This window comes from Proteus sp. CA142267, assembly GCF_003336825.1.
GTDB classification, from domain to species: domain Bacteria; phylum Pseudomonadota; class Gammaproteobacteria; order Enterobacterales; family Enterobacteriaceae; genus Proteus; species Proteus terrae.
Genome location: NZ_QPMG01000008.1, coordinates 1 through 15642 on the forward strand (window position 1 = coordinate 1; position 15642 = coordinate 15642).

At 40.0% G+C, this 15642-nt stretch carries 16 protein-coding genes; 10 read left to right on the top strand and 6 right to left on the bottom strand.

Annotation, left to right across the window (positions count from 1 at the left end; translation table 11 throughout):
• Positions 1–532: 532 nt before the first annotated feature.
• Positions 533–1120 (bottom strand): ACP phosphodiesterase, encoded by a 588-nt coding sequence (locus C0T34_RS13120; protein ID WP_098944012.1) that lies wholly within the window; start codon positions 1118–1120, stop codon positions 533–535.
• Positions 1121–1227: 107 nt separating this feature from the next.
• Between C0T34_RS13120 and queA the strand changes: the two genes are divergently transcribed.
• The 10 genes from queA to thiL all read left to right on the top strand — a co-directional run bounded on the left by queA (position 1228) and on the right by thiL (position 10910).
• Positions 1228–2301: a tRNA preQ1(34) S-adenosylmethionine ribosyltransferase-isomerase QueA gene (gene queA / locus C0T34_RS13125; RefSeq protein ID WP_098941126.1), complete on the top strand. Its 1074-nt coding sequence runs from the start codon at positions 1228–1230 to the stop codon at positions 2299–2301.
• Positions 2302–2484: 183 nt separating this feature from the next.
• Positions 2485–3627, top strand: a complete 1143-nt coding sequence (gene tgt / locus C0T34_RS13130; protein WP_098941125.1) for a tRNA guanosine(34) transglycosylase Tgt — start codon at positions 2485–2487, stop codon at positions 3625–3627.
• An 85-nt stretch (positions 3628–3712) separates the two neighbouring features.
• Positions 3713–4048 carry a preprotein translocase subunit YajC gene (yajC, locus tag C0T34_RS13135; RefSeq protein WP_006535133.1) on the top strand — a complete coding sequence of 112 codons (336 nt, stop codon included), beginning with the start codon at positions 3713–3715 and terminating at the stop codon, positions 4046–4048.
• A 32-nt stretch (positions 4049–4080) separates the two neighbouring features.
• Positions 4081–5928, top strand: coding sequence for a protein translocase subunit SecD (gene secD / locus C0T34_RS13140; RefSeq protein ID WP_075672033.1), 1848 nt, complete (start codon positions 4081–4083; stop codon positions 5926–5928).
• 10 nt (positions 5929–5938) lie between these two features.
• Positions 5939–6907, top strand: a complete 969-nt coding sequence (gene secF / locus C0T34_RS13145; protein WP_098941124.1) for a protein translocase subunit SecF — start codon at positions 5939–5941, stop codon at positions 6905–6907.
• Positions 6908–7023: 116 nt separating this feature from the next.
• Positions 7024–7473 carry a transcriptional regulator NrdR gene (gene nrdR, locus C0T34_RS13150; RefSeq protein ID WP_006535128.1) on the top strand — a complete coding sequence of 150 codons (450 nt, stop codon included), beginning with the start codon at positions 7024–7026 and terminating at the stop codon, positions 7471–7473.
• 70 nt (positions 7474–7543) lie between these two features.
• Positions 7544–8698, top strand: coding sequence for a bifunctional diaminohydroxyphosphoribosylaminopyrimidine deaminase/5-amino-6-(5-phosphoribosylamino)uracil reductase RibD (gene ribD / locus C0T34_RS13155; protein ID WP_198800915.1), 1155 nt, complete (start codon positions 7544–7546; stop codon positions 8696–8698).
• A 212-nt stretch (positions 8699–8910) separates the two neighbouring features.
• On the top strand, positions 8911–9381 hold the full coding sequence (gene ribE, locus C0T34_RS13160; RefSeq protein WP_023580887.1) for a 6,7-dimethyl-8-ribityllumazine synthase: 471 nt from the start codon (positions 8911–8913) through the stop codon (positions 9379–9381).
• A gap of 28 nt (positions 9382–9409) precedes the next feature.
• Complete coding sequence (gene nusB / locus C0T34_RS13165) at positions 9410–9823, top strand: transcription antitermination factor NusB (RefSeq protein ID WP_006535124.1); 414 nt, start codon at positions 9410–9412, stop codon at positions 9821–9823.
• A gap of 103 nt (positions 9824–9926) precedes the next feature.
• Positions 9927–10910 carry a thiamine-phosphate kinase gene (gene thiL / locus C0T34_RS13170; RefSeq protein ID WP_098941122.1) on the top strand — a complete coding sequence of 328 codons (984 nt, stop codon included), beginning with the start codon at positions 9927–9929 and terminating at the stop codon, positions 10908–10910.
• Between the two features lie 94 nt (positions 10911–11004).
• Here the strand turns inward: thiL and C0T34_RS13175 are convergent, their stop codons facing one another.
• From C0T34_RS13175 to rbsC, 5 genes are all read right to left on the bottom strand, one after another.
• A complete protein-coding gene (locus tag C0T34_RS13175) occupies positions 11005–11340 on the bottom strand; it encodes a zinc ribbon domain-containing protein YjdM (protein ID WP_109850291.1) in 336 nt (111 codons plus the stop codon).
• A gap of 383 nt (positions 11341–11723) precedes the next feature.
• On the bottom strand, positions 11724–12725 hold the full coding sequence (rbsR, locus tag C0T34_RS13180; protein ID WP_075672023.1) for a ribose operon transcriptional repressor RbsR: 1002 nt from the start codon (positions 12723–12725) through the stop codon (positions 11724–11726).
• 13 nt (positions 12726–12738) lie between these two features.
• Positions 12739–13665: a ribokinase gene (rbsK, locus tag C0T34_RS13185; RefSeq protein WP_098941121.1), complete on the bottom strand. Its 927-nt coding sequence runs from the start codon at positions 13663–13665 to the stop codon at positions 12739–12741.
• Positions 13666–13743: 78 nt separating this feature from the next.
• Entirely contained in the window at positions 13744–14634 is an 891-nt protein-coding gene (gene rbsB / locus C0T34_RS13190; RefSeq protein WP_088493698.1) for a ribose ABC transporter substrate-binding protein RbsB, read from the bottom strand.
• 42 nt (positions 14635–14676) lie between these two features.
• Complete coding sequence (gene rbsC, locus C0T34_RS13195) at positions 14677–15642, bottom strand: ribose ABC transporter permease (RefSeq protein ID WP_098941119.1); 966 nt, start codon at positions 15640–15642, stop codon at positions 14677–14679.

The following is a 15642-nucleotide window of genomic DNA, read 5'->3' on the forward strand; positions in this document are numbered from 1 at the left end:
GTAGCGTTGTTGACTGCGCTCATTCGCACTAGTCACATACTTTTGTATGCTCCCAGCGACTCATTCACTTGTCGCCTAGCTACACCTCGAACTATTTAGAGTAAGAGTCTCGTCATATTCAAGTTGTAGCGTTGTTGACTGCGCTCATTCGCACTAGTCACATACTTTTGTCTGCTCCTAGCGACTCATTCACTTGTCGCCTAGCTACACATCTTGAACTATTTAGAGCAAATTCAGGGTGTATACCCCGTTTTTAAATGATGCATACAGCATAAATAATCAATCGCTATTGATAAAGTCAAACAGAACAATCTATTTGATAGATTATAACTATCAGTTTAATACAATAAAGTAGGATTATTTATGACTCCTTGTATAACGATTCATTCTAATCAACTTTGGAAATGAATACTATGCTTGTTAACAAATGGTTACGAATAATATGATAAATTGAATTAGCATCTCTTTGATATATCAAATGTAATTCGACTATATGACAAAAAGATGAAACTCAAAATGGCAGTTAAATGTATCAGTCATCAAGTTGGTGTTGTTGCGCTCTTTCTAGTAATTGTGGATAAAACTGCCAAAAAATCTCGCTTAATTCATCGTAATGTGTTTCGAGTACGATATAAGAGCCCGCAAGTGCGCTTAATCGTGGTCTTCTTCTCGCCATTCCTTTCAACGTTTGAGCAATATATGCCTTGTCAGCATAACGAATTAACCAAGATTGTGACCATAGATATTCGTTGAGCTCTTGGAATTTTTCAGGTGTTTGCCATAAATCTGGTTCAATAATATTTCGAGTCTTGGTGACAAATTCAGTCAATGGTATATGCGGTTCAAACTTTGACCAGTTTAAAGAAAGAAAGTGATCCCAAAAAACATCTAAGGTAATCGGTGAAACTCGGCGATATTCATCAGGAAATAAAAGGCGAGCTTGTTTGACTAATGGGTGAGTATCAGTGAGTACATCAATACGTCTATGCATACGAATACCCTCAATAACAGCTTGGCTGTAATCAGAGCTAGGTGCGCCTTTGACGTAATCTGCCATCATATTGCCTAATAGAGAGCTTTTTGCCCTAAAGGCCAGATGTAAGTGAGCAAGATAATTCATCTCATCATCATAGCGCTTTTTGAATAAAAAAGGGCTTCTTTGTTGCACTGATAAGCTGGCAGCACTAGACTAGTCCGCCTGTTTTTTATGAAAGTAGTCGTTTAATTATGCGTGTATCAGACTTTACATTTGAATTGCCAGAAGCCTTGATTGCTCACTATCCTCAACCTCAACGCAGTGGTTGTCGTTTGCTCTCTTTAGAAGGTGAGACTGGTGCTTTATCACACGGTGTTTTTACCGATGTGTTAGATAAAATAAATGCCGGTGATCTACTGGTTTTTAATAATACTCGCGTGATCCCTGCGCGTATTTATGGCCGTAAAGCGTCAGGCGGTAAAATCGAAGTATTAGTTGAGCGTATGCTTGATGAACATCGTGTGCTTGCCCATGTTAGAGCCTCTAAATCCCCAAAAGAAGGCGCTGCGCTTGTACTAGGTGAAGATGAAAGTGTACAAGCAACTATGGTTGCGCGTCACGATACACTTTTTGAAATTTGCTTTGATGATGAAAGAGATGTTCTCACCATCCTAAATAGCATTGGGCATATGCCTTTACCTCCTTATATTGATCGCCCAGATGAAGAATCTGATAAAGAGCTTTATCAAACGGTCTATAATGAGCGTCCTGGCGCTGTTGCCGCACCGACAGCGGGATTACACTTTGATGAACCATTACTGCAAGCCTTAAAAGAAAAAGGTGTGGAGATGGCATTTGTTACACTGCATGTTGGTGCAGGTACTTTCCAACCAGTGCGTGTTGATAACATCGAAGAACACACAATGCATTCTGAATACGCAGAAGTACCACAAGACGTGGTTGATGCTGTATTAGCATGTAAAGCGCGTGGAAATCGAGTGATTGCGGTGGGTACAACTTCTGTTCGTTCTTTAGAAAGTGCTGCGAAAGCAACAAAAGACGCGTTAATCGCGCCTTTCTTTGATGATACCCAAATCTTTATTTATCCGGGTTACCAATATCAAATTATTGATGCATTGATTACGAATTTCCATTTGCCTGAATCAACTTTAATCATGCTGGTTTCTGCTTTTGCAGGGTATAAAAATACCATGAATGCATATAAAGAAGCTGTTGAGCAAGAGTATCGTTTTTTCAGTTATGGTGATGCGATGTTTATTACTCGTAATCCTTTAGCTATTAATGAAAAAATAGGACAAGAATAAAGATTTATTATTCTTTTTAACGTTTTTCTTCGTTTTATGAATTGTTATTTCAACTTTATTGCTTAATCCCTTTGGCTAAGCACGGGTTTTTGTTGAAGTAACATATACAGCCGTCTAACAAATGATTAGAATGTGCTGTTTTTTATTGCGCATTGGACTGTTTTTCTGATGCTTGGAGGATGAGTGAAATACGAATTAGACAAAACCGACGGTAATGCTCGTCGCGGTCGCCTTATTTTTGAACGTGGTGTTGTTGAAACACCTGCATTTATGCCAGTGGGTACTTACGGCACAGTAAAAGGAATGACACCTGAAGAAGTAAAAGCAACAGGTGCACAAATTCTTTTAGGTAACACCTTCCACTTATGGTTACGTCCTGGTCAAGAAATCATGAAATTACATGGTGATTTACATGATTTTATGCAATGGCAAGGCCCTATTTTAACGGATTCAGGTGGTTTCCAAGTCTTTAGTTTAGGCGCAATGCGTAAAATTAAAGAAGAGGGTGTTCACTTCCGTAACCCTATTAATGGCGAAAAGATTTTCTTAAGCCCAGAAAAATCAATGGAAATCCAATACGATTTGGGTTCTGACATTGTGATGATTTTTGATGAGTGTACGCCATATCCTTCAGATTGGGATTATGCAAAAAACTCAATGGAGATGTCATTACGTTGGGCTAAACGTAGTCGTGCGCGCTTTGATGAACTTAATAACAAAAATTCATTATTCGGTATTATTCAAGGCGGTGTTTACGAAGATTTACGTGATATCTCTGTAAAAGGGCTAGTCGAAATTGGTTTTGACGGTTACGCTGTCGGCGGCCTTGCGGTCGGTGAGCCTAAAGAAGATATGCATCGTATTTTAGAGCATGTCTGCCCTCAAATTCCTGCGAATAAACCGCGTTATTTAATGGGTGTTGGTAAACCAGAAGATTTAGTTGAAGGTGTTCGTCGTGGTATTGATATGTTTGACTGTGTCATGCCAACACGAAATGCACGAAATGGCCATCTGTTTGTAACCGATGGTGTCATTAAAATTCGTAATGCGAAACATCGCTCTGATACATCAACACTTGATGAACATTGTGACTGCTATACCTGTAAAAATTATAGCCGTGCTTATTTACATCATCTTGATCGTTGTAACGAAATTTTAGGTGCAAGGCTGAACACTATTCACAACTTACGTTATTATCAACGTTTGATGGCTGAGATTCGTCAGTCTATTGAAGATTCACGTTTTGAAGAGTTTGTACACGAATTCTACGAACGTATCGGAAAACCTGTCCCACAGCTAAATGGCAGTGCGACTAAGTGTGAATAATGTATACGAGAAAGCCCAATTCTGTGTATGATATTGGGCTTATAACTTGAATATCGTCGATATCGACAACAATGAGGAAAAGTGAATGAGTTTTTTCATTTCTGATGCTGTAGCTTCTGCTGGACAAGCAGCACCTGAAGCTAGCTTTATGTCTATTTTACCGATGTTAGTGATCTTTATTCTGATTTTCTATTTCATGATCCTACGTCCACAGCAAAAACGTACTAAAGAACATCGTAAACTGATGGATTCTATCGGTAAAGGTGATGAAGTTTTAACGACTGGTGGTTTAATTGGTCGTGTTGTTAAGGTTTCAGATAACGGCTATATCGTTGTTGCTCTGAATGAAACAACTGAAGTAACTATCAAACGTGACTTTGTTGCCGCTGTATTACCTAAAGGCACAATGAAAGCTATTTAATAACATTTCCCCAAAGGGAAAAGGGAACTGCCGTGCTAAACCGTTATCCTTTGTGGAAGTACCTGATGTTGATAGCCGCTATCCTCATCGGTCTGCTTTACGCACTTCCTAACCTATATGGTGAGGATCCGGCTGTTCAAATCACTGGCGCGCGGGGAACCGCCGCCAATGAGCAAACACTGGATCAAGTTCGATCTTTATTAGATAAAGAAAAAATTGAAGCGAAATCTATTGCACTTGAAAATGGTGCGATTTTGGCTCGTTTCGGTAACCCTGATATTCAGTTACGTGCCCGTGAAGTGTTGTTACCTGCATTAGGCGACCAGTTCATTGTTGCACTTAACCTTGCACCAGCAACACCAAAATGGTTAGAAGCCATTGGTGGTGAGCCGATGAAACTGGGGTTAGACTTACGTGGTGGTGTTCACTTCCTGATGGAAGTTGATATGGAAACTGCGTTAGGTAAACTTCAGGAACAAAATGTTGAAAGTCTGCGTACATTATTACGTGACGAAGGCATTCCGTATTCCTCTATTCGTAAAACGGATAACTATGGTGTTGAAATCCGTTTCCGTAATTCGGATGATCGCTCTAAAGCTTCAGATTACCTAACTCGTCGTAATCAAGACCTCATTTTTAGAGATGGTGCAAATAACTCATTAAGAGCTATTTTTACTGACGAACGTTTACGTGATGCTCGTACTTATGCGGTACAGCAAAATATCACTATCTTACGTAATCGTGTTAACCAGTTAGGTGTTGCAGAGCCATTAGTTCAACGCCAAGGCGCTGACCGAATTGTTGTTGAATTACCAGGTATCCAAGATACCGCTCGTGCTAAAGAAATCTTAGGTGCGACAGCAACATTAGAATTCCGTTTAGTCAATACTACCGTTGATCCTTCTGCTTTAGAAACAGGTCGTATTCCGGGCGACTCAGAAGTGAAATATACCCGTGAAGGTAGACCAACTATTCTTTATAAACGCGTTATTTTAACGGGTGACCACATTACTGACTCAACCTCCCAGGCTGATGAATATGGTCAACCTCAAGTGAATATTTCACTTGATAGCGCTGGTGGTTCTATCATGTCTAACTTTACGAAAGACAACGTCGGTAAACCGATGGCAACACTGTTCGTCGAGTATAAAGACAGCGGTAAACGCGATGAGAACGACCGTGCTGTATTGGTTAAAAGCGAAGAAGTTATCAACGTTGCGAATATTCAGAGTCGTTTAGGAAATAGCTTCCGTATTACGGGTATTTCAAATGCGAATGAAGCACGTCAATTATCTCTGTTATTACGTGCCGGTGCGTTGATTGCACCTATTCAAATCGTTGAAGAAAGAACGATTGGTCCAACTTTGGGTCTGCAAAATATTACCCAAGGTTTAGAAGCGTGTTTATGGGGTCTGATTGCGTCAGTTGCCTTTATGATAATTTATTATCGTAAATTTGGTGTGATTGCGAGTACTGCATTAATGGCAAACTTAGTGTTAATCGTTGGGGTAATGTCACTATTACCGGGCGCAACACTGACCATGCCGGGTATTGCGGGTATCGTATTAACACTTGCCGTCGCCGTCGATGCCAACGTACTGATAAACGAACGTATCAAAGAAGAGTTACGTAATGGTCGATCAGTACAACAAGCAATTCATGAAGGTTATAAAGGTGCCTTCTCCAGTATTATTGATGCGAACTTAACCACATTAATTACAGCTGTGATCCTTTATGCAGTCGGTACCGGCTCAATCAAAGGCTTTGCTATCACAACTGCAATCGGGGTTGCAACATCCATGTTTACCGCTATCGTCGGTACTCGTGCGATTGTAAACCTGTTGTATGGTGGTAAACGCGTTAAGAAACTGTCTATTTAAGGAGCACGTTGTGGCACAGGATTATACTGTTGAACAATTAAACCATGGTCGTAGAGTCATTGACTTTATGCGTTGGGACAACGTCGCCTTTAGTATTTCGTTTCTGCTTTTGATAGCTTCAATTGCTATCATTTCCGTGAAAGGATTTAACTGGGGACTGGATTTTACAGGTGGTACAGTAATTGAGATCAATCTCAGTCAACCAGCCGACCTTGATAAAATGCGTGATAGCCTAGATGCTGCGGGCTTTAAAGATCCTCTGTTACAAAACTTTGGTAGCAGCCGCGATATTATGGTGCGTATGCCTCCTGTTGAAGGACAGGCTGGTCAAGAATTAGGTAAGAAAGTTATCGATGTTATCAATGCTAAAGTTGATAACGATGCTGTGGTAAAACGTATTGAATTTGTTGGGCCAAGTGTGGGTAGTGAATTGGCTCAAACAGGTGCAATGGCGTTATTATCTGCACTTATCTGTATTCTTATCTATGTTGGATTCCGTTTTGAATGGCGTTTGGCGTTAGGTGCTGTTATCGCACTTGCGCATGACGTGATTATTACGCTGGGTGTACTTTCACTATTCCACATAGAAGTTGACTTAACCATTGTGGCGTCATTGATGTCTGTTATCGGTTACTCACTGAACGATAGTATTGTTGTATCAGACCGTATTCGTGAGAATTTCCGTAAAATTCGTCGAGGAACATCATATGAAATTATGAACGTTTCTCTTACACAGACATTAAGCCGTACCATCATGACATCAGCAACAACATTACTTGTTGTATTAATGCTGTATATCTTTGGTGGTTCAATGCTTCAAGGCTTCTCTTTAGTTATGTTAATCGGTGTTTCAATCGGTACTATTTCTTCTATTTATGTGGCTTCTGCATTAGCACTGAAAATGGGAATGAAACGTGAACACTTGATTGTACAAAAAGTGGAAAAAGAGGGTGCCGATCAGACAACACTCTTACCATAATAGAGCGTTTTTCTGATAAAACATTGCAAACACCCTGCCAGTGTATACTGACAGGGTGTTTTTTGTTCACTGAACAGGTACACTGTTTATGAGTATTGTCAAAAGTAGGAATAACTATGCATTGCCCATTTTGTGGAGCCGTAGATACCAAGGTAATTGATTCCAGACTTGTTGGTGATGGTTCACAAGTGCGCCGTCGTCGCCAATGTCTTGTTTGTCATGAACGTTTTACTACCTTTGAAGTAGCAGAGCTAGTGATGCCTCGTGTTGTGAAAAGTGATGAAATACGTGAGCCTTTTGATGAAGAGAAACTTCGTCGAGGTATGCTTAAAGCATTAGAAAAACGTCCAGTGAGTTCAGATGATGTTGAAGCTGCGATAAGCCATATCAAATCACAACTAAGAGCGACGGGTGAAAGAGAAATACCTTCAAAAGAAATTGGCAATTTTGTTATGGAACAACTAAAGAAACTCGATAAAGTGGCTTATATTCGCTTTGCTTCGGTTTATCGTAGTTTTGAAGATATCCGTGATTTTGGTGAAGAAATCGCAAAATTACAGGATTAATGCGCTAATACTGTAATTTATTTAATGATTTGACAAATAACGATAAATAATAAAATTATATGTAATTATTATGACAAATAACAACAGTAACAATCCAAGTGAAAATGAAAGCCTGCATGATGAACACTATATGCGTCGAGCTATTGAGCTTGCAGCATTAGGTCGCTTTACAACATCACCTAACCCTAATGTGGGATGTGTGATCGTAAAAGAGGGTGAGATTATCGGTGAAGGTTATCACCATCACGCAGGTGGCCCTCATGCTGAAGTTAATGCATTAAAAATGGCTGGGGATAAAGCAAAGGGGGCGACGGCTTATGTCACACTTGAACCTTGTAGTCACTTTGGTAAAACACCACCTTGCGCTGATGCCTTGATTAATGCAGGTGTAAAACGAGTTGTTGCTGCGATGCAAGATCCTAATCCTCAAGTTGCAGGCCGTGGTTTGCACAAATTATTATCAGCGGGGATTGATGTTTCACACGGCGTTTTAATGCAAGAAGCTGAAAAACTTAACGTTGGGTTTTTTAAACGAATGAGAACAGGCTTCCCTTATATCCAGCTAAAATTAGGTGCATCTTTAGATGGTAAAACGGCATTAGCATCAGGTGAAAGCCAATGGATAACCTCTAAAGCATCTCGTCGAGATGTGCAAAATTTTCGGGCTCAAGCTAGCGCTATTTTAACGACTAGTGCAACAGTAATTGCTGACAATCCTTCTATGAATGTTCGTTGGGATGAGCTTTCAGATGAAATCAAAGCTATCTATCCTGAAGAAACGCTACGTCAACCTATTCGTATTGTTACTGATAGCCAAAATAGAGTGAGTGAAAATCATAAAATTACTCAAATTGAAGGCGAATGCTGGTTGGCGCGTACAAAATCACAGTCAAGTGACTGGCAAGGTAATGTATCAGAAATCCTATTACCAACAAATGGCAAAAGCAGTGGTGTAGATTTAGTTTTATTAATGATGCAATTGGGTAAACGCAATATCAATACCGTATGGGTTGAGAGTGGTGCTCATTTTGCTGGCGCATTATTAGAGGCTGGGCTTGTTGATGAGCTTATTATTTATATAGCGCCTAAAATTTTAGGGAATGATGCTCGAGGATTATTTACACTTTCTCCACTTTCATCATTATCCGAAGCACCTGAATTTACAGTAGATTCTCTCCAACAAATTGGCTCTGATATCAGAGTTTGTTTAAAACCTCGTTATTAATAGACGCAAATAAGTGTGTCTACGGCGCTATTTGTAGTAAAATAGCGCCGTGTGTGTTATTTCCTGTCGTTACGACATCGTTATCAGCCAACTAAATGCCTTGATTTATCAAGGGTTTTTGGCTCCTTTGCTGTGTAATAATAAAACAGAGCGCAGTAAAGGAAAGAATATGATAAAATCCGCGCCCCGCGGATAGGAGAAAAAGGTAACCTATGAACGTAATCAAAGGTGTTGTCGCGGCGCCAAACGCACGCGTAGCAATTGCAATTGCCCGTTTTAATAATTTCATCAACGACAGCTTATTAGAAGGTGCGGTTGATGCATTAGAACGTATTGGACAAGTTTCCTCTGAAAATATTACCGTCGTTTGGGTTCCAGGCGCTTATGAGTTGCCATTAACTGTTAAAGCATTAGCAGAAAGCGACAAATATGATGCAGTTATCGCATTAGGCACTGTTATCCGTGGTGGAACCGCACATTTTGAATACGTTGCTGGCGAATGTAGTTCTGGCCTATCTCAAGTTGCAATGCAAAGTGAGATCCCTGTGACTTTTGGTGTATTAACAACTGAAAGCATTGAACAGGCCATTGAACGTGCTGGAACTAAAGCGGGCAACAAAGGTGCTGAAGCGGCAATGACAGCACTTGAAATGATCAATGTACTTAAAGCCATAAAAGGCTAATCATCTGTTTTAACTTAAGGGGAATTTTGTGAAACCTGCTGCTCGTCGTCGTGCTCGTGAGTGTGCTGTTCAAGCTATCTACTCATGGCAATTATCCGGAAATGACATCGCGGATGTGGAATTGGAGTTTTTATCCGAGCAGGATACCCAAGGTGTAGATATTGCTTATTTTCGTGAGCTTTTAGTGGGTGTTGCCATTAATGCAACACGTTTAGATAAGGCAATGGAACCTTATTTATCCCGCCAACTTGAAGAATTAGGTCAAGTTGAAAAAGCAATTTTACGTTTAGCAATGTTTGAACTTAGCTTCCGTGAAGATGTTCCTTACAAAGTTGCGATTAACGAAGCGATTGAACTGGCTAAGGTATTTGGTGCTGACGATAGCCATAAATTTGTTAATGGCGTGCTTGATAAAGCTGCACCAACTGTACGTAAAAAATAACGTTTTTCACGTTTCCTCTATGGTAAATAATTCAAGGCCGGTATTTCCGGCCTTTTGTTTAATAAAGCTAGTCTAGTATGCATAGCTCAATAGGAAATAGATAATGCCTTGTGGTGAATTCTCCCTTATTAAGCAATATTTCACTTCACAACCTGTAAAACGAAAAGATGTGAGTACAGGAATTGGGGATGACTGCGCAATATTGACGGTACCTGAAAAGCAACAAGTCGCTATTAGTACCGACACTTTAGTGAGTGGTATTCACTTCCTTCCTTCTATCTCACCTGAAGATTTAGCCTATAAAGCACTTGCTGTAAATATTAGTGACTTAGCTGCCGTTGGTGCAGATCCTTCTTGGGCTTCATTAGCTTTAACGCTACCAGATACAAACAGTGAATGGCTTGAGGCATTTAGTCGTTCTTTCTTTGCGTTAGCTGATTATTATGCAATCCAGTTAATCGGTGGTGATACTACTCGCGGTCCTTTAAGTTTAACAATCACAATACAAGGGCTTGTTCCACAAGGAACTGCATTACTTCGCTCTGGTGCTAAAATTGGTGATTGGATCTATGTTACGGGGTTCTTAGGCGATAGCGCAGCAGGACTTGCTGTATTACAAAATAGATTACAGCCGACAGAAAAAGAACATAGCGATTATTTTATCGCAAGGCATTTGCGCCCTCAGCCTCGTTTACTACAAGGTCAAGCATTACGTCATTTAGCGACATCTGCGATTGATATTTCTGATGGACTTATTTCAGACTTGAACCATATTCTCACAGCAAGTGGTTGTGGGGCTCGCTTAAATTTAGATGCATTGCCTTACTCGCCAGCGATGAAAGCGGAAGTGAGTAAAGAACAAGCGGAGATTTGGGCATTAAGTGGTGGTGAAGATTATGAGTTATGCTTCACAGTGCCTGAAATCAATCGTGGCGCCTTAGAGATTGCATTAGCACATACTGGGGCAGATTTTCATTGTATAGGGCAAATTATGCCGATTGCTGAAGGTATTCGTTACTTACGTGATGGCAAAGATGTTTACCCTAATCTCAAGGGATTTGATCATTTTAGTGAGTCTAACGAGTAACCTTACTTTAATTTAAAGGCGCTTTATTAGCGCCTTTAATGATCTTGATAATATCTAAATCTATATTTAAAGAGATTATTAATAATCTATTATCTTAGTTCTTTTTCACAAATTCAGACTTCAATTTCATTGGTCCAAAGCCATCAATTTTACAATCGATATTATGATCGCCTTCCACTAAACGGATACCTTTTACTTTAGTACCGATTTTTAGCATGGTTGAGCTACCTTTGACTTTGAGATCTTTAATCACAGTCACTGAATCGCCATCAGCTAATAAATTACCATTAGCATCTTTAACTACTAACTCATCGCTATCAACAGTTGGTTCTGCATCGTTCCACTCGTGTGCACATTCAGGGCAAACATACATTGCACCATCTTCATAGGTGTATTCAGAATTGCACTTAGGACAAGAAGGTAATGACATAATAATACTCTCAAATTTTATCAAAATGGGAAGTGATTAATCGTCACAATGAGGATAACACTTGCCCCATAAATTAAAGGACACATTATCATTTAAGAGTGAAAGTTCTAAGCAATCCCCTAAATAGTCCTGCCTCTGATAATGCGAAAGGGCAATAGTATAATGGATTTGATGTAAATTTGCATCTTTCACAGGCTATGACGTAAAGAGTGAGGGAAAGTAGGCTAAATATAGAGTGTTAAATAGAAAATAAAGATATATAAAATTGGTTTTAAATGTTTAATAAGTTAATGATATTAAAGTGATAATTTTATAAATATAACTAAAAATAAATGCTCTCATCTTAAAAGAGAGCATCATCAATAATAGTGTTAATCTTCTTATTATGGTTTTATAAAATGGCTCACCGAACCACGCTCTATAAGTTTGGGTGTAAGCACCAAAACATTGTCATCAGCATCGATATTTTCCATACGATGTAATAATTGGCTGACAGCAAGTTTACCCAATTCATCTTTAGGTTGGTGAATGGTAGAAAGAGGAGGGATCATATAAGAAGCTAGGTCGATATCGTCATAACCCATGACTGAAATATCATCAGGTACACGCAAACCTTTTTGATAAATAGCTTGATAAGCACCAACAGCCATTGCGTCATTACAGGTGAAAACCGCTTGTGGTAAGACAGAATGTGAGAGTAATTTTTGCATTGCGCTAAACCCGCCTGCAAATTCAAAATCACTGGTTAACACAAACTCTTCTCGAATAGTGAGTCCTGCTTTTTGCATCGCATTGTAATAGCCTTGCAAACGATGTTTTGCTGGGAGTTTATCTTGTGGACCGGCAATACAGGCAATTTCAGTAAAGCCTTTTTCAATCAGATAATTGGTGGCGATTTCTCCCCCAAGTAGGGAGTTATCTTGAATAATATCTCCGCCGTATTCAAACGGAGACCAATCCATCATGACCATAGGTAAACGAGGATAACGATTTAGCACTTCATGAGAGGGCGCTCGGGCTTCTGTTGACATCAATAATAAGCCATCGACACGTTTTTGTAGCAGCGTTTCAAGGCTACTATCCATACGCTCGTAATCTCCTTCGGTATTACATAAAATTAGGCTATAGCCTTTTTCGTAGCAGCTGCGTTCAACACCACGCACAACTTCTGCATAGAAAGGGTTGCTACTAGCTGTCACTAACATACCAATAGTGTGAGTACAGTTCATTTTTAAACTGCGTGCTAAAGCTGAAGGCGCGTAATTTAAGGTTTCGATAGCATCGTTAACCTTTTTACGAATGCCTTCGCTCACATAACGATTGTTATTGATAACGTGAGAAACAGTTGATGTCGAAACGCCCGCCAAACGGGCGACATCTTTCATTGTTGCCAAAGTACTATGCTCGCTCTGCTAAAAATGATTCGATTTCATGACGCCAAGGAACAGATGATTGCGCACCATGACGTGTAACTGCAATGGCAGCTGCTGCGTGAGCAAAACGGATAGCCTCAACGGAAGGTTTCCCTTCTAATATTGCAGTGACAAATGCACCGTTAAATGTATCACCTGCGGCAATGGTATCAACAGCATCGACACGAAATCCAGGAATTATCATGCCTTTTCCTTGTTCACTAAACCATACACCACGGCTACCCAAAGTGATAAGCACTTGTTTGATACCTTTTTGATGTAAAATTTCGGCAGCTTTTGCCGCACCCGCTTCATCATGCACAGAAATGCCTGTTAATATTTCGGCTTCCGTCTCATTTGGAGTGATAACATCAATAAAACTCAGAAATTCATCAGATAAAGGTTGCGCTGGTGCTGGGTTTAAAATGACTTTAGTTTGGTGTGATTTTGCCAGTTTTGCGGCTTCAAAAACAGTATCTAACGGTGATTCTAATTGCATCAGCAAGGCATCAGCATGCTCAACAACATGATGATATTGCTGAAAATGTGTAGGTGTTAGTGCGCCATTAGCACCTGCAACAATACTAATTACGTTTTCACCTTGTTCATTAACAAGGATCATCGCAACACCTGTTGGTGTTTGCGGAATAATACTAATTGCATCGATATGAATATTATCTGTTTTAAGCTGTGAAATTATCTCACTACCAATCGCATCATCACCGACACAAGCAATAAAGGTAATATCGGCGCCACTGCGACCACAAGCAACGGCCTGATTTGCACCTTTACCACCAAAGGCTATTTTGTATTGATGACCAATAATGGTTTCACCCGGTTTGGGAAATTGTGAAATATTCATAATGTGGTCAACGTTAATGCTACCTAGAACAGCAAGGCGAGGTGTTGTCATAGCCTTTATCCTTGTGAAAACGTGTTTTAATGATTAAAGCTACCACGGAGCAATATTACCCCGTGGTATTTATTGTTGTTATTTTTTAATAACTAACTCAAGTTCGACAGGGATTGTTGCATCCACTTTTTCGCCTTTGAGAATTTTATCTGCGGTTTGAATGCCGATAATACCAATTTGGTCTGGACGTTGAGCAATGGTTGCGCCTAACATGCCACGGTTTACTGCTTTGATCCCATCATCTGTACCGTCGAAACCAATCACTAATACATCGGTACGACCGGCAGTTTGTAATGCACGTAATGCACCTAATGCCATTTCATCATTCTGTGCAAAAACAGCTTGAACTGCAGGATAAGCAGTTAATAGATTTTGCATTACGTTAAGACCTTTTGTTCGGTCAAAATCAGCTGGTTGGCTGGCAAGTACATTTAGTTTATGAGCATCAACCGCTTGTTTAAAGCCTTCACCACGTTCACGAGATGCAGAGGTTCCTGTGATCCCTTCTAGTTGGATAACTTTGGCATCACTAGCCACTTTTTCTGCAATATAATCACCTGCCATTTTACCACCAAGACGGTTATCTGAAGCGACGTGGCTGACGACTTCACCTTTGTTTGCAACGCGGTCTAAAGTAATAACGGGGATTTTGGCTTTATTGGCTAAAATAACAGCGTTACCTACAGCATCAGAGTCTGTCGGGTTAATGAGCATTAAGCGTGTGCCTTTTACTGTCAGATCTTGCACGTTAGCAAGCTCTTTAGCTGGATTGTCCATCGAATCAAGCACAACTAAATCGTAACCTAATCGATTAGCTTCTTTCTGCGCACTGTCTTTCATGGTGACAAAGAAAGGATTGTTAAGTGTTGATATAACTAGTGCGATCGACTCTTTTGCAAATGCGTTGGCGCTGATTGTGGCGCTTAATGCAACAACAGAAAGAAGTGTCGCCATTTTTTTGAGTTTCATAATATAAGTTCCTGTCGGGATTCGGATTAAGAGAATAGAGAGTTATTTTTTGTTATCTACCAAAACAGCAAGTAAGATGACTACCGCTTTTACTATCATTTGATAGTTTGATGATATTCCTAGTAAATTCAGTGCATTATTTAAGAAGCCTAGAATAAGTGCACCAATTAATGTACCAATAATACGACCTTTACCACCAGCAAGACTGGTACCACCCAAAACAACAGCAGCAATAGCATCTAGCTCATAACCATTACCTGCCATTGGTTGTGCTGATGAAAGGCGAGCAACTTCAATGATACTGGCAAGGGCGGCTAATAAACCACACAGTGCATAAACAATGACTTTGATTTTATCGACGCTAATACCCGATAAACGTGTTGCTGATTCATTCCCCCCAAGCGCATAAATATAACGGCCTAAACGGGTATGATGTAATAAATACCATGCGCTCAAAAAGACGATCATCATGAGCCAGATTGGGGTTGGAATACCAAATGGGCGACCAATACCAAACCAGCTAAACAGATCGGCATTATCGCTAAAGCCGGTGTTAATTGGGCTCCCGTCGGTATAGACACGGGTAACGCCGCGCAGTAATAACATCATGACTAGCGTAGCAATAAAGGCTTGAACTTTACCTTTAGCAACAATAATTCCTGTTACACCACCAATAGCTGCACCTAATGCCAATGCTCCAACAACAGCAACAAGTGCATTAACATCAGCACCTACCATAGAAGCAGCAACAGCACCTGTTAGTGCAAGCAATGAACCAACAGATAAGTCGATACCGGATGTCAAAATAACCAGAGTCATTCCAACGGCCATAATGGCATTAACCGATGTTTGTTGGAGAATATTGAAAATATTATTTAAGGTAAAAAAATTAGGACTGAGTGTGGAAACGGCGACAATCAGAATAAGCAGAGCAATCAGTGATTTTTGCTCTAATAACCAAGCTTTTGAGAACCAACGTTTTGACGCTGGAATTGAATTTGTGCTCAT

Excerpts from the sequence above, each read along its gene's own strand:
- rbsB (WP_088493698.1), bottom strand. The coding sequence starts at position 14,634 with ATGAAACTCAAAAAAATGGCGACACTTCTTTCTGTTGTTGCATTAAGC.
- ribD (WP_198800915.1), top strand. The coding sequence starts at position 7,544 with ATGACAAATAACAACAGTAACAATCCAAGTGAAAATGAAAGCCTGCAT.
- thiL (WP_098941122.1), top strand. The coding sequence starts at position 9,927 with ATGCCTTGTGGTGAATTCTCCCTTATTAAGCAATATTTCACTTCACAA.
- rbsK (WP_098941121.1), bottom strand. The coding sequence starts at position 13,665 with ATGACAACACCTCGCCTTGCTGTTCTAGGTAGCATTAACGTTGACCAC.
- C0T34_RS13175 (WP_109850291.1), bottom strand. The coding sequence starts at position 11,340 with ATGTCATTACCTTCTTGTCCTAAGTGCAATTCTGAATACACCTATGAA.
- rbsR (WP_075672023.1), bottom strand. The coding sequence starts at position 12,725 with ATGAAAGATGTCGCCCGTTTGGCGGGCGTTTCGACATCAACTGTTTCT.
- queA (WP_098941126.1), top strand. The coding sequence starts at position 1,228 with ATGCGTGTATCAGACTTTACATTTGAATTGCCAGAAGCCTTGATTGCT.
- C0T34_RS13120 (WP_098944012.1), bottom strand. The coding sequence starts at position 1,120 with ATGAATTATCTTGCTCACTTACATCTGGCCTTTAGGGCAAAAAGCTCT.
- nrdR (WP_006535128.1), top strand. The coding sequence starts at position 7,024 with ATGCATTGCCCATTTTGTGGAGCCGTAGATACCAAGGTAATTGATTCC.
- rbsC (WP_098941119.1), bottom strand. The coding sequence starts at position 15,642 with ATGAGCACAAATTCAATTCCAGCGTCAAAACGTTGGTTCTCAAAAGCT.
- ribE (WP_023580887.1), top strand. The coding sequence starts at position 8,911 with ATGAACGTAATCAAAGGTGTTGTCGCGGCGCCAAACGCACGCGTAGCA.
- yajC (WP_006535133.1), top strand. The coding sequence starts at position 3,713 with ATGAGTTTTTTCATTTCTGATGCTGTAGCTTCTGCTGGACAAGCAGCA.